We start from the raw sequence: 14,212 nt of genomic DNA on the forward strand, positions 1-14,212 counted from the left end.
GCCCCGCCGAAGCGGAACGGGCCCTACGCGTACTGCTGTGCTGCAGGTGCAGCGTCAGATCACTTGATGATCTTGGTGACGCGACCGGCGCCGACCGTGCGGCCACCCTCACGGATGGCGAACTTGAGGCCGTCCTCCATGGCGATCGGCTGGATGAGCTCGACCGTCATGTCGGTGTTGTCGCCGGGCATGACCATTTCGGTGCCCTCGGGCAGGTGCACGACACCCGTCACGTCCGTGGTGCGGAAGTAGAACTGCGGGCGGTAGTTGTCGTAGAACGGCGTGTGACGGCCGCCCTCGTCCTTGGACAGGATGTAGACCTGCGCCTCGAAGTCCGTGTGCGGGGTGATCGAGCCGGGCTTGACGACGACCTGGCCACGCTCGACGTCCTCGCGCTTGGTGCCACGAAGGAGCAGACCGACGTTCTCACCGGCGCGACCCTCGTCGAGCAGCTTGCGGAACATCTCGACACCGGTGACGGTGGTCTTGGCCGGCGGGCCGGTGTGGATGCCGACGATCTCGACCTCCTCGTTGACCTTGAGGACACCGCGCTCGATGCGGCCGGTGACGACCGTGCCACGACCGGTGATCGTGAAGACGTCCTCGACGGGCATCAGGAACGGCTTGTCGATGTCACGCTCGGGCTCCGGGATGGAGTTGTCGACGGCGTCCATGAGGTCGAGGACCGACTGGCCCCACTTCTCGTCGCCCTCGAGCGCCTTGAGCGCCGAGACCTGCACGACCGGCAGGTCGTCGCCCGGGAACTCGTACTGCGACAGGAGCTCACGGACCTCCATCTCGACGAGCTCGAGGATCTCCTCGTCGTCGACCATGTCGGCCTTGTTGAGCGCCACGACGATGTAGGGGACGCCGACCTGGCGGGCCAGGAGGACGTGCTCCTTCGTCTGCGGCATGGGGCCGTCGGTGGCGGCGACCACGAGGATGGCACCGTCCATCTGGGCCGCACCCGTGATCATGTTCTTCACGTAGTCAGCGTGGCCGGGGCAGTCGACGTGGGCGTAGTGGCGGCCCTCCGTCTGGTACTCGATGTGCGCGATGGAGATGGTGATACCGCGCTGGCGCTCCTCGGGAGCCTTGTCGATGTCCTCGAACGCGAACTGGGGGTTCAGGTCCGGGTACTTGTCGTGCAGAACCTTGGAAATCGCAGCCGTCAGCGTCGTCTTGCCGTGGTCGATGTGACCGATGGTGCCGATGTTGACGTGCGGCTTGGTCCGCTCGAACTTTGCCTTCGCCACTGTGGTCCTCCTCAGGACTTCTTAGTGTTACGCCGTACGACCAGGGCAGGACGTGGCGCTGTTGGGGTGGTTTCCGATGGAAGAGACTACGGGATGTCCCGCAGTCACTCCCCGCGGGTCTTCTTGATGATCTCCTCGGCAACGGCCTTGGGGACCTCTGCGTAGGAGTCGAACTCCATGGAGAAGCTCGCGCGGCCCTGCGTCTTGGAGCGCAGGTCACCGACGTAGCCGAACATCTCGGACAACGGGACGAGGCCCTTGACGACCTTGGCGCCGCTGATGTCCTCCATGCCCTGGATCTGGCCACGGCGGGAGTTGATGTCACCGATGACGTCGCCCATGTAGTCCTCGGGCGTACGGACCTCGACGGCCATCATCGGCTCGAGCAGGACGGGGTCGGCCTTCTTGATGGCCTCCTTGAAGACCATCGAGCCGGCGATCTTGAACGCCATCTCCGAGGAGTCGACGTCGTGGTACGCACCGTCGTTCAGCGTCGCCTTGATGCCCACGAGCGGGTAGCCGGCGAGCACGCCGTACTGCATCGCGTCCTGGATACCGGCGTCGACCGACGGGATGTACTCGCGCGGCACGCGGCCACCGGTGACGGCGTTGACGAACTCGTACAGCGAGCCGTCCTCGGTCTCGCCCAGGGGCTCGAAGGTGACCTGCACCTTCGCGAACTGGCCGGAACCACCGGTCTGCTTCTTGTGGGTGTAGTCGTACTTCTCGACCGCGCGACGGATCGTCTCGCGGTAGGCCACCTGCGGCTTGCCGACGTTGGCCTCGACCTTGAACTCGCGCTTCATGCGGTCGACGAGGATGTCGAGGTGCAGCTCGCCCATGCCGGCGATGATCGTCTGGCCCGTGTCCTCGTCGAGGTGCACCTGGAAGGTGGGGTCCTCGGCGGAGAGCTTCTGGATGGCCGTGGAGAGCTTCTCCTGGTCACCCTTGGTCTTGGGCTCGATGGCGACCTGGATGACCGGGTCGGGGAAGGTCATCGACTCGAGGACGATCTGGTCGTTGGCGTCCGACAGCGTGTCGCCGGTCGTCGTGTCCTTCAGGCCGATGGCCGCGTAGATGTGGCCGGCCATGGCCTCCTCGACCGGGTTCTCCTTGTTGGCGTGCATCTGGAACAGTTTGCCGATGCGCTCCTTCTTGCCCTTGGTCGAGTTGATGACCTGGGTGCCGGCGGAGACGTGCCCGGAGTAGACACGGATGAAGGTCAGCGTGCCGAAGAACGGGTGCGCGGCGACCTTGAAGGCCAGGGCCGAGAACGGCTCGTCCTTGCTGGGCGCGCGGGTCAGCTCGACCTCCTCGTTGCCCGGCTTGTGGCCGATCATGGCCGGCACGTCGAGCGGCGACGGGAGGTAGTCGACGACGGCGTCGAGCATCGGCTGCACACCGCGGTTCTTGAACGCCGAGCCGCAGAACACCGGGTAGATCTCGGAGTTCACGGTGAGCTTGCGGATGCCGGCCTTGAGCTCGTCGACGGTGAGCTCCTCGCCGCCGAGGTACTTCTCCATGAGCTCGTCGTCGGACTCGGCGACGCGCTCGACGAGGGCCATGCGGTACTCGTCGGCCTTCTCCTGCAGGTCGGCCGGGATCTCCTGGATCTCGTACTTGGCGCCCATGGTCACGTCGCCCTTGGCGTCGCCGGGCCACACGAGGGCGCGCTTGTAGATGAGGTCGATGACGCCGACGAAGTCGTTCTCGGCGCCGATCGGCAGCTGCATGACGAGCGGCTCCGCGCCGAGGCGGTCCTTGATCGTCTGCACGGTGAAGTAGAAGTCCGCGCCGAGCTTGTCCATCTTGTTGACGAAGCAGATGCGCGGCACGTCGTACTTGTCGGCCTGACGCCACACCGTCTCGGACTGCGGCTCGACACCCTCCTTGCCGTCGAACACGGCGACGGCACCGTCGAGGACGCGCAGCGAGCGCTCGACCTCGACCGTGAAGTCCACGTGTCCGGGGGTGTCGATGATGTTGATCTGGGTGCCCTCCCAGAAGGAGGTCACGGCGGCAGACGTGATCGTGATGCCGCGCTCCTTCTCCTGCTCCATCCAGTCGGTCGTCGACGCACCGTCGTGGGTCTCACCGATCTTGCGGTTGACACCGGTGTAGAAGAGGATGCGCTCCGTCACCGTGGTCTTGCCAGCGTCGATGTGCGCCATGATGCCGATGTTGCGGACCTTGTTGAGGTCCGTCAGGACGTCGAGTGCCACGTCAGGTTTCTCGTCTCATTCGTCGAAAGTGAATCTCGGGGCGCCGGGCCTCGTCGCGGGACGGGCGGGCGCGTGCCCGGTCGGTATGCCGCGGAGCGGGCTCCCCGGCATACCGACCGGACCGCTGGTCACCAGCGGTAGTGCGCGAAGGCCTTGTTGGACTCGGCCATCTTGTGCGTGTCCTCGCGGCGCTTGACAGCGGCACCGAGGCCATTGCTCGCGTCGAGGATCTCGTTCATGAGGCGCTCGGTCATCGTCTTCTCGCGACGCTGGCGCGAGTAGCCGACGAGCCAGCGCAGGGCGAGCGTGGTCGAGCGGTTGGGCTTGACCTCGATCGGCACCTGGTAGGTCGCGCCACCGACGCGACGGCTCTTGACCTCCATGGCCGGCTTGACGTTGTCGAGCGCACGCTTGAGCGTGGCGACGGGGTCGGTGCCGGTCTTCTGGCGGCAGCCCTCGAGGGCGCCGTAGACGATCGTCTCGGCGATCGACTTCTTGCCGTCGAGGAGGATCTTGTTGACGAGCTGCGTGACGAGCGGGCTGGAGTAGACCGGGTCGACGACGAGCGGGCGCTTCGGAGCGGGTCCCTTACGAGGCATCAGCTCTTCTCCTTCTTCGCGCCGTAACGGCTACGAGCCTGCTTGCGGTTCTTGACACCCTGGGTGTCGAGCGTGCCGCGGACGATCTTGTAACGCACACCCGGGAGGTCCTTCACACGACCACCGCGCACGAGCACGATCGAGTGCTCCTGCAGGTTGTGGCCGACGCCGGGGATGTAGGCCGTGACCTCGATGCCGGAGCTGAGGCGCACACGGGCGACCTTGCGCAGGGCCGAGTTCGGCTTCTTGGGGGTGGTGGTGTACACGCGGGTGCACACCCCGCGGCGCTGGGGCGAGCCCTTCAGCGCCGGGGTCTTGGCCTTGCTGGCCTTGTCCTGGCGGCCCTTGCGGACCAGCTGGTTGATGGTAGGCAACCTGGTTACTCCATAACGGTGGTTGTCGGTCGTCCCGGAGGACGGCTCCTTGGCTGTTCGGCGCCTCGACCCCCGAGGTCGGGTGTGTCGGCGCCGGTTCTCTCCCCTGCACTCCCCCGTCCACGCCCGCTCCATGGCGGTCGACCGACGGGATTGCCCGGCGAGAGGGGTGCTCTGGACCGCAGTGATGTCACGACCACGGGAGTGGGCGGACAGGGCACCGAGGCCGTCATCGCGCATGCCTGAGCGCACGTCTCAGACACAGTGTTCAAGCGTACCGGCGCGCGGCACGCCGACCAAATCGGTAACAGTGGCCATCCCCGCCCCGGTGCGGTATGCCGTTCCCGTCCGACGCGTGGGCGTGTCGGCCTAGCCGAGCCGCCAGTCGCCGGCGTACATGTGCAGCACCGGCACTCCGAGCGTCTCCCGCGCCCTGGAGGCCCAGTCGGTGTGGAAGGTGTCCTCGACGGCGTGGGGCTCGGTCACGACGACGACCTCGCGGGCGCCGAGCCGGGCCACCTCCTCGTCGAGGGTGGGCATGGGGTCGTCGGCTGTGATCTCGCCGGTGACGACGACGTCGTGGCGCTGGAACTCGGCGAGCGACTCGGACAGGGCCGTCTGCGCGTCGGCGTGCGCCTCGCTGCGGTCGACCGGCTTGAGGGCCTCGAGCGCCTCGCGCATCTCGAACAGGCTCAGGTGGTCCAGGAACGAGCTCAGCAGGTTGCGGTCGGTGTCTGCCGGCACGAGGACGCGGTAGGACGGGGCCTCCTCCTCGTGGAGGGCGACGATCTTGTCGACGTCGACCGGCTTGAGGGCCTCCTCGGTCAGCACGATGATCGTCGGCGCCGGGCCGCTCTCGGCGTCGGTGGTCCCTGCTGGCGCGGTGTCGACGGGCTGCGCGGGCTCGCCGGGCTGGACGGGCTCGGTCGCGTGCGGCACTGCGGCCGTGGGCTCGGTCATGGCGCCACCCTACCGAGGTCGGCCGGGCGGCACGTCGGCGGCCGCAGGCGCCCAGACACCGAAGGGCCGGCTCCCCTTGTCGGGGAGCCGGCCCAGCGGCATACGTGGTGGTCATCCGGCGCCGCTCACGCGGTGCCGGCGGACCGGTCAGAACTGGTCGAGACCGAGTGCCTCGTCGTCGAGACGGATGGCCTCGCCGGTGCCCGAGCCGAAGCCTGCGTAGTCGTAGGCGTCGTAGCTCGGCAGCGAGTACATCGCGGCCTTGGCCTCCTCGGTGGGCTCGACCTTGACGTTCCGGTAGCGGGGCAGGCCCGTGCCGGCAGGGATGAGCTTTCCGAGGATGACGTTCTCCTTGAGGCCGAGCAGCGGGTCGGACTTGGCCTCCATGGCGGCCTGCGTGAGCACGCGGGTCGTCTCCTGGAAGGACGCGGCCGACAGCCACGACTCGGTCGCGAGCGAGGCCTTGGTGATGCCCATGAGCTCGGGACGACCGGCGGCCGGACGGCCACCCTCGGCCATGACGCGACGGTTCTCGTCCTCGAAGCGACCCCGCTCGGCGAGCTCGCCGGGCAGCAGGTCGGCGTCGCCGGCCTCGATGATCGTCACGCGACGCAGCATCTGGCGCACGATGACCTCGATGTGCTTGTCGTGGATCGACACACCCTGCTGGCGGTACACGCGCTGGACCTCGTCCACCAGGTGCTTCTGCGCAGCGCGCGGGCCGAGGATGCGAAGGACCTGCTTGGGGTCGATCGCGCCCTGGACCAGCTTGGTGCCGACCTCGACGTGGTCGCCGTCCCCGACGAGCAGGCGCGAACGCTTGCTGACCGGGTACGCGTGCTGCTCGGAGCCGTCGTCGGGCGTGAGCAGGATGCGGCGGGCCTTGTCGGTGTCCTCGATCTCGACGCGGCCGGTGGCCTCGGCGATCGGGGCCACACCCTTGGGGGTGCGGGCCTCGAACAGCTCGACGACACGCGGGAGACCCTGCGTGATGTCGTCGGCCGCCGCGGCGCCACCGGTGTGGAAGGTACGCATCGTCAGCTGCGTGCCGGGCTCACCGATCGACTGGGCCGCGATGATGCCGACGGCCTCACCGATGTCGACGAGCTTGCCGGTCGCGAGCGAACGGCCGTAGCACTTGGCACACGTGCCGACCTTGCTGTCGCAGGTCAGGACCGAGCGGACCCGGACCTCGTCGACGCCGGCGGCGTAGAGCGCGCCGATGACGACGTCACCGAGGTCGATGCCGGCCTCGGCGAGGACGGTGCCGTCCTTGTCGGTGACGTCCTCGGCCAGCGTGCGGGCGTAGACCGACGCCTCGACGACCTCGCTCAGCGACCGCGTGCCGGTGACCTCGTTGACCTGCGCGATCGGCAGCTTGAGGCCGCGCTCGGTGCCACAGTCGTCCTCACGGATGATGACGTCCTGCGACACGTCGACGAGACGACGCGTGAGGTAGCCCGAGTCGGCCGTACGAAGCGCCGTGTCGGCCAGACCCTTGCGGGCACCGTGCGTCGAGATGAAGAACTCGAGCACCGTGAGGCCCTCACGGAAGTTCGCCTTGATCGGACGAGGGATGATCTCGCCCTTCGGGTTGGCCATCAGGCCACGCATGCCGGCGATCTGGCGGATCTGGAACCAGTTACCACCAGCACCCGAGGACACCATCCGGTAGATGGGGTTCGTGCGCGGGAAGTTGGTCTCCATCTCCTTGGCGACCTGGTTGGACGCCTGGGTCCAGATCTCGACGAGCTCCTGGCGGCGCTCGTCGTCGGTGATCAGACCGCGCTCGTACTGCGTCTGGACCTTGGCGGCCTTGGTCTCGTAGCCCTCAAGGATGTTCGTCTTGTTGTCCGGCGTCGTGACGTCGGAGATCGCGACGGTGCAGCCCGAGCGGGTCGACCAGTGGAAGCCGGCCTCCTTCAGGGCGTCGAGGGACGCGGCCACCTGGACCTTGGAGTAGCGCTCCGCGAGGTCGTTGACGATCGCCGACAGGCGCTTGCGGTCGACCGGACGGTTCTCGAACGGGTAGTCGACCGGCAGCGTGTCGTTGAAGATCGCGCGACCGAGCGTCGTCTCGAGCGTCAGGCTCGGGACGATGCCGTCCTCGCCGGCCTCGACACCCTCCGGCAGCTCGTAGCCGGCCGGCGGCACGGCGTCCGTCAGGCGCAGCTTGATCGCCGAGCCGAGCAGGATCTCGCCACGGTCGAAGGCCATGCGGGCCTCCGACGGGGACGAGAACGCCCGACCCGCACCCGGGCCACCGCCGTCGATGGCGTCGGTCAGGTGGTAGATGCCGGTGATCATGTCCTGGGTCGGCATGGTCACGGGGCGACCGTCGGCCGGCTTCAGGATGTTGTTGCTCGAGAGCATGAGGATGCGGGCCTCGGCCTGCGCCTCCGCCGACAGCGGCACGTGGACGGCCATCTGGTCACCGTCGAAGTCGGCGTTGAAGGCCGAGCAGACGAGCGGGTGGATCTGGATGGCCTTGCCCTCGACGAGCTGCGGCTCGAACGCCTGGATGCCGAGACGGTGCAGCGTGGGTGCACGGTTGAGCAGCACCGGGTGCTCCGTGATGACCTCTTCGAGGACGTCCCACACGACCGGGCGGGCACGCTCGACCATGCGCTTGGCCGACTTGATGTTCTGCGCGTGGTCGAGGTCGACCAGGCGCTTCATCACGAACGGCTTGAACAGCTCGAGCGCCATCTGCTTGGGCAGACCGCACTGGTGCAGCTTCAGCTGCGGGCCGACCACGATGACCGAACGGCCGGAGTAGTCGACGCGCTTGCCGAGCAGGTTCTGGCGGAAACGCCCCTGCTTGCCCTTGAGCATGTCGGACAGCGACTTGAGCGGACGGTTGCCGGGGCCCGTGACCGGGCGACCACGACGGCCGTTGTCGAAGAGGCTGTCGACGGCCTCCTGGAGCATGCGCTTCTCGTTGTTGACGATGATCTCGGGCGCACCGAGGTCGAGCAGGCGCTTCAGGCGGTTGTTGCGGTTGATGACGCGACGGTAGAGGTCGTTGAGGTCCGAGGTCGCGAAGCGGCCACCGTCGAGCTGCACCATCGGGCGCAGGTCCGGCGGGATGACCGGGATCGCGTCGAGGACCATGCCCGACGGGTGGTTCGTCGTCATCTGGAAGGCGTTGACGACCTTGAGCCGCTTGATGGCGCGGGTCTTCTTCTGGCCCTTGCCGGTGGCGATGATCTCCTGCAGCGACTCGGCCTCGGCGTCGAGGTCGAAGGACTCGAGGCGCTTCTGGATCGCCGCGGCGCCCATGCCGCCCTCGAAGTACAGACCGAAGCGGTCACGCATCTCGCGGTAGAGGATCTCGTCGCCCTCGAGGTCCTGGACCTTGAGGTTCTTGAAGCGGTCCCAGACCTGCTCGAGGCGCTCGACCTGCTGGTCGGCACGCTTGCGGATGTTGTTCATCTCGCGCTCGGCCGAGTCGCGGACCTTGCGCTTGGCGTCGGCCTTGGCACCCTCGGCCTCGAGCGTGGCGATGTCCTTCTCGAGCAGCTGGGCGCGCGCCTCGACGTCGGCGTCGCGACGGTTCTCGATCTCCTTCTTCTCGACCTGGATCTGCGCCTCGAGCGAGGGCAGGTCAGCGTGACGCTGGTCCTCGTCGACGGAGGTGATCATGTAGGCCGCGAAGTAGATGACCTTCTCGAGGTCCTTCGGGGCGAGGTCGAGCAGGTAGCCGAGGCGGCTCGGCACACCCTTGAAGTACCAGATGTGGGTGACGGGGGCGGCGAGCTCGATGTGGCCCATCCGCTCGCGGCGCACCTTGGCGCGCGTGACCTCGACGCCACAGCGCTCACAGATGATGCCCTTGAAGCGGACGCGCTTGTACTTGCCGCAGTTGCACTCCCAGTCCCGGGTGGGGCCGAAGATGCGCTCGCAGAACAGGCCCTCCTTCTCGGGCTTGAGGGTGCGGTAGTTGATGGTCTCGGGCTTCTTGACCTCACCGTGGCTCCACTGGCGGATGGAGTCGGCGGTGGCGAGGCCGATACGCAGCTCGTCAAAGAAGTTGACGTCGAGCACGTGGTTCCTTCTCTCGTAACTCTCGTTGAGTCTTCGGGTCTGAGTGGTTTCGGGGGACGGGGGGTGGCGTATGCCGCGTGGCGGGCCTCACGGCATACGCCCCCTTCGTCGGGTGGGGCCTTCTCAGACCTCTTCGACGCTGGACGGCTCACGCCGGCTCAGGTCGATACCGAGCTCCTCCGCAGCGCGGAAGACCTCCTCGTCGGACTCCTTCATCTCGATCGTCGTGCCGTCGGAGCTCAGGACCTCGACGTTGAGACACAGCGACTGCATCTCCTTGAGGAGGACCTTGAACGACTCCGGGATGCCCGAGTCGGGGATGTTCTCGCCCTTGACGATGGCCTCGTAGACCTTCACGCGGCCGGGAACGTCGTCCGACTTGATCGTCAGCAGCTCCTGGAGCGTGTAGGCGGCGCCGTACGCCTCGAGGGCCCAGACCTCCATCTCACCGAAGCGCTGGCCACCGAACTGGGCCTTACCGCCGAGCGGCTGCTGGGTGATCATCGAGTACGGACCGGTCGAGCGAGCGTGGATCTTGTCGTCGACGAGGTGGTGGAGCTTGAGGATGTACATGTAGCCCACGGCCACCGGCTCCGGGAACGGCTCGCCGGAGCGGCCGTCGAACAGGCGCGTCTTGCCCGAGGCGTCGATGAGGCGAACCCCGTCGCGCGTCTTGAGCGTCGAGTCGAGCAGACCCGTGACCACGTCCTCGGAGGCGCCGTCGAAGACCGGCGTCGCCACGCGCGAGCCCGCAGGGGCCTCGTGCGCGTCGGGCGCGATCTCCTTGGCCCACTCCGGGTTGCCCTCGATCTTCCAGCCGCGGCTGGCGGCCCAGCCCAGGTGCAGCTCGAGGATCTGGCCGAGGTTCATTCGGCGCGGCACACCGTGCGGGTTGAGCACGACGTCGACCGGGGTGCCGTCCTCGAGGAAGGGCATGTCCTCGACCGGGAGGATCTTGGAGATGACGCCCTTGTTGCCGTGGCGGCCGGCGAGCTTGTCACCGTCGGTGATCTTGCGCTTGTTGGCCACGTAGACGCGGACGAGCTGGTTGACGCCCGGCGGCAGGTCGTCGCCGAGGTCGGCGCGGAACTCCTTGACGCCGATGACCGTGCCGGTCTCGCCGTGCGGCACCTTCAGGGAGGTGTCGCGGACCTCGCGGGCCTTCTCACCGAAGATGGCGCGCAGCAGGCGCTCCTCCGGCGTCAGCTCGGTCTCGCCCTTGGGCGTGACCTTGCCGACGAGCAGGTCGCCGTCGCGGACCTCGGCGCCGACGCGGATGATGCCGCGCTCGTCGAGGTCGGCCAGGACCTCCTCGGAGACGTTCGGGATGTCCCGGGTGATCTCCTCGGGGCCGAGCTTGGTGTCACGGGCGTCGACCTCGTGCTCCTCGATGTGGATCGAGGAGAGGACGTCGTCCTGGACCAGGCGCTGGCTGAGGATGATCGCGTCCTCGTAGTTGTGGCCCTCCCACGACATGAACGCCACGAGCAGGTTGCGCCCGAGCGCCATCTCGCCGCCGTCGGTCGCGGGACCGTCGGCGATGACGCCGCCGGCCTCGAGCCGGTCGCCCTCGTTGACGACGACGACCTGGTTGTAGCTCGTGCCCTGGTTGGAGCGCGCGAACTTGGCGATGCGGTACGTCTGGTAGGTGCCGTCGTCGTTGGCGACGGTGACCAGGTCAGCCGACACCTCCTGGACGACACCGGCCTTCTCGGCGCGGACGACGTCGCCCGAGTCGAGGGCGGCGCGGAACTCCATGCCGGTGCCGACGATCGGCGCCTCGCTCTTGACGAGCGGGACGGCCTGGCGCTGCATGTTGGCGCCCATGAGCGCGCGGTTGGCGTCGTCGTGCTCGAGGAACGGGATCATCGCCGTCGCGGCCGACACCATCTGGCGCGGCGAGACGTCCATGTAGTCGACCTCGTCGCCGGGGACGAGCTCGACCTCTCCACCCTTGGTGCGCACGAGCACGCGGTCCTCGGTGAAGTTGTTCGACTTGTCGAGCGGCGCGTTGGCCTGGGCGACGACGAACCGGTCCTCCTCGTCGGCGGACAGGTAGTCGATGTCGTCGGTGACGTGGCCGTCGACGACCTTGCGGTACGGCGTCTCGATGAAGCCGAACGCGTTGATGCGGCCGTAGGAGGCGAGCGAGCCGATCAGGCCGATGTTCGGGCCTTCCGGGGTCTCGATCGGGCACATGCGGCCGTAGTGCGACGGGTGGACGTCACGGACCTCCATCTGCGCGCGGTCACGGGAGATACCACCCGGGCCGAGCGCGGACAGGCGACGCTTGTGCGTCAGACCCGCGAGCGGGTTGTTCTGGTCCATGAACTGGGACAGCTGCGAGGTCCCGAAGAACTCCTTGATCGAGGCCACCACGGGGCGGATGTTGATCAGGGTCTGCGGGGTGATCGCCTCGACGTCCTGCGTGGTCATGCGCTCGCGGACGACGCGCTCCATGCGGGACAGGCCGGTGCGGACCTGGTTCTGGATGAGCTCGCCGACGGAGCGGAGGCGGCGGTTGCCGAAGTGGTCGATGTCATCGACCTCGACGCGGACGTCGATCTCCTCGCCGTTCTTGGTGCCCTTCATCGAGTCCTGGCCGTCGTGCAGCGTGACGATGAACTTGATGGTCTTGACGATGTCGTCGATCGACAGGGTCGAGTCGTTGATCGAGGCGTCGAGGCCGAGCTTCTTGTTGACCTTGTAGCGGCCGACCTTGGCCAGGTCGTAGCGCTTGCCGTTGAAGTAGAGGTTGTCGAGCAGGGTCTGCGCGGCCTCCCTCGTCGGCGGCTCGCCCGGGCGCAGCTTGCGGTAGATGTCGAGCAGCGCGTCGTCCTGGCCCTGCGTGTGGTCCTTCTCGAGGGTCAGGCGCATCGACTCGAACTCGCCGAACTCCTCGAGGATCTGCGCCTCGGTCCAGCCGAGGGCCTTGAGGAGCACCGTGACCGACTGCTTGCGCTTGCGGTCGACGCGGACGCCGACCATGTCGCGCTTGTCGATCTCGAACTCGAGCCAGGCACCGCGGCTCGGGATGATCTTCGCCGTGTAGATGTCCTTGTCGGACGTCTTGTCGGGCGTGCGCTCGAAGTAGACGCCCGGGCTGCGGACGAGCTGCGAGACGACGACACGCTCGGTGCCGTTGATGATGAAGGTGCCGCGCTCGGTCATGAGGGGGAAGTCGCCCATGAAGACCGTCTGGCTCTTGATCTCACCCGTCTGGGCGTTCATGAACTCGGCGGTGACGAAGAGCGGCGCGTCGTACGTCTGGTCGCGCTCCTTGCACGACTCGATCGTCTTGCGGGTCTCCTCGAAGCGGTGGTCGCGGAACGACAGCGACATCGAGCCGCTGAAGTCCTCGATCGGGGAGATCTCCTCGAAGATCTCCTCGAGCCCGGACCGGTCGGGGACGTCGGTGCGCCCCTCGGCCTTGGCCGCTGCGACGCGAGCCTGCCAGCGCTCGTTGCCGAGCAGCCAGTCGAAGCTCTCCGTCTGAAGGGCCAGGAGGTCGGGGACCTCGAGTGGTTCGCGAATCTTCGCGAAGGACAGACGCCCCGAAGGGGTCTGTGCGGTGGACATGTTCGTCGCAGTACGCGAGGCAGCCAAGGAGGGTCCTTCCACGGGCCTTTTTCGAATCTTCAGATCCGCGTTGCCGCATGGCTCCGCTCGCGGGTCCCGGGGTCGTACCGGATGCCGGGTGGCACGGTGGGTGGTCAACCGAGGTCGCGAAGGATGGGCATGGGCAGCGCAAAGGCCTAGCCTACCGGCAAAGGGCAGGAGTGTCCAGCCGGGTCAAGAGGCGGAGGTCGACCACCGAGGCGCCCGCACGGCTCGAAAAGCCGTACGCCCTCGACGTGACCTGCCACGCCCCCCGGACCGGGGGCTCGCGATGCGAACGCGACGAATATGGCCCTCTGCGCGCTTCGCGTCAAGACCCATGCCCTGGCAGGCGCGTCGCGCGGGCCCTCGCGTGCGGTCGGTGGAGCCCGCCTGACCTGCGACAACGGGCCCGGACAGACGGCGTGTGGCCCGGTCCGTGCGGGGTGCGCCGACCTAGCATGAACCCGTCGACGATCCGCACGCTCCTTCCGAGAGGGAAGCCATGTCCGATCCCCACCCGCCCGAGCAGCCGTCCTTCAACCTGCCGCCCGGCAGCCAGCCGCCCGGCAGCCAGCCACCCGGTGCCCAGCCACCCGGTGCCCAGCCGCCCGGCCAGCCGTCAGGGAGCCAGCCGGCCACGACGCCGATGCCGACCAGCCAGCCCGGGACGCCCGGTGCGGCGCCCTCCTCGGGAGCCGGAGCCACGCCTCCTCCCCCGCCCGTCCCGGCTGCCGGTGGCTCCGGCATCCCCGAGGGCCCCGGCGGGCACGGCGGCCCGAGCGGCTTCTCGACGCTGCCCGACCCCGCTCGCGAGGGGGCCGGTTTCTTCACCGCCCTCTTCGACTTCAGCTTCACCAACTTCGTCACGCCGATTCTCGTGCGGTTCGTCTACGTGCTGGCGACCGTCGCGCTCGTCGTCATGTGGCTGGTGTTCCTGGTCACGGGCTTCGCCACCAGTCTCGGCGCCGGCCTGCTCGCGCTGGTCCTCGGGCCGGTGCTGCTGGTCATCTACCTGGCCGTCGTCCGCATGACGCTCGAGTTCTACCTGTCGGTGGTCCGCATGAGCGAGGACATCCACAAGCGCCTCCCCCACGCCTGACCCGCGCTCGGGTGCACGAACGTCGAGTGGGCACTTTCCTGCAGGAAAGTGCCCA

General features: G+C 67.7%; 8 protein-coding genes. 1 reads left to right on the forward strand and 7 read right to left on the reverse strand.

Annotation, left to right across the window (positions count from 1 at the left end; genetic code table 11):
• Positions 1-59: 59 nt before the first annotated feature.
• From tuf to rpoB, 7 genes are all read right to left on the reverse strand, one after another.
• The gene (gene tuf, locus AB0316_RS19995; RefSeq protein ID WP_142204298.1) at positions 60-1,256 is read right to left on the reverse strand and encodes an elongation factor Tu; all 1,197 of its coding nucleotides are present in this window, start codon (positions 1,254-1,256) and stop codon (positions 60-62) included.
• A gap of 104 nt (positions 1,257-1,360) precedes the next feature.
• On the reverse strand, positions 1,361-3,478 hold the full coding sequence (gene fusA / locus AB0316_RS20000) for an elongation factor G (RefSeq protein ID WP_366274926.1): 2,118 nt from the start codon (positions 3,476-3,478) through the stop codon (positions 1,361-1,363).
• A 128-nt stretch (positions 3,479-3,606) separates the two neighbouring features.
• Positions 3,607-4,077, reverse strand: a complete 471-nt coding sequence (rpsG, locus tag AB0316_RS20005; RefSeq protein WP_030194180.1) for a 30S ribosomal protein S7 — start codon at positions 4,075-4,077, stop codon at positions 3,607-3,609.
• Entirely contained in the window at positions 4,077-4,451 is a 375-nt protein-coding gene (gene rpsL / locus AB0316_RS20010; protein WP_020143255.1) for a 30S ribosomal protein S12, read from the reverse strand. The genes rpsG and rpsL overlap by 1 nt, the downstream gene beginning before the upstream one ends.
• Positions 4,452-4,820: 369 nt before the next feature.
• Entirely contained in the window at positions 4,821-5,411 is a 591-nt protein-coding gene (locus AB0316_RS20015) for a hypothetical protein (protein WP_366274927.1), read from the reverse strand.
• A gap of 147 nt (positions 5,412-5,558) precedes the next feature.
• Positions 5,559-9,458, reverse strand: coding sequence for a DNA-directed RNA polymerase subunit beta' (locus AB0316_RS20020; protein ID WP_366274929.1), 3,900 nt, complete (start codon positions 9,456-9,458; stop codon positions 5,559-5,561).
• A gap of 123 nt (positions 9,459-9,581) precedes the next feature.
• The gene (rpoB, locus tag AB0316_RS20025; protein WP_366274931.1) at positions 9,582-13,037 is read right to left on the reverse strand and encodes a DNA-directed RNA polymerase subunit beta; all 3,456 of its coding nucleotides are present in this window, start codon (positions 13,035-13,037) and stop codon (positions 9,582-9,584) included.
• 523 nt (positions 13,038-13,560) lie between these two features.
• Between rpoB and AB0316_RS20030 the strand changes: the two genes are divergently transcribed.
• A complete protein-coding gene (locus tag AB0316_RS20030) occupies positions 13,561-14,157 on the forward strand; it encodes a DUF4282 domain-containing protein (protein ID WP_366274932.1) in 597 nt (198 codons plus the stop codon).
• Positions 14,158-14,212: the final 55 nt, after the last annotated feature.

The sequence above is a fragment of the Terrabacter sp. NPDC080008 genome (assembly GCF_040702505.1).
Lineage (GTDB): Bacteria > Actinomycetota > Actinomycetes > Actinomycetales > Dermatophilaceae > Terrabacter.

Excerpts from the sequence above, each read along its gene's own strand:
- rpsG (WP_030194180.1), bottom strand. The coding sequence starts at position 4,077 with ATGCCTCGTAAGGGACCCGCTCCGAAGCGCCCGCTCGTCGTCGACCCG.
- AB0316_RS20015 (WP_366274927.1), bottom strand. The coding sequence starts at position 5,411 with ATGACCGAGCCCACGGCCGCAGTGCCGCACGCGACCGAGCCCGTCCAG.
- rpoB (WP_366274931.1), bottom strand. The coding sequence starts at position 13,037 with ATGTCCACCGCACAGACCCCTTCGGGGCGTCTGTCCTTCGCGAAGATT.
- AB0316_RS20030 (WP_366274932.1), top strand. The coding sequence starts at position 13,561 with ATGTCCGATCCCCACCCGCCCGAGCAGCCGTCCTTCAACCTGCCGCCC.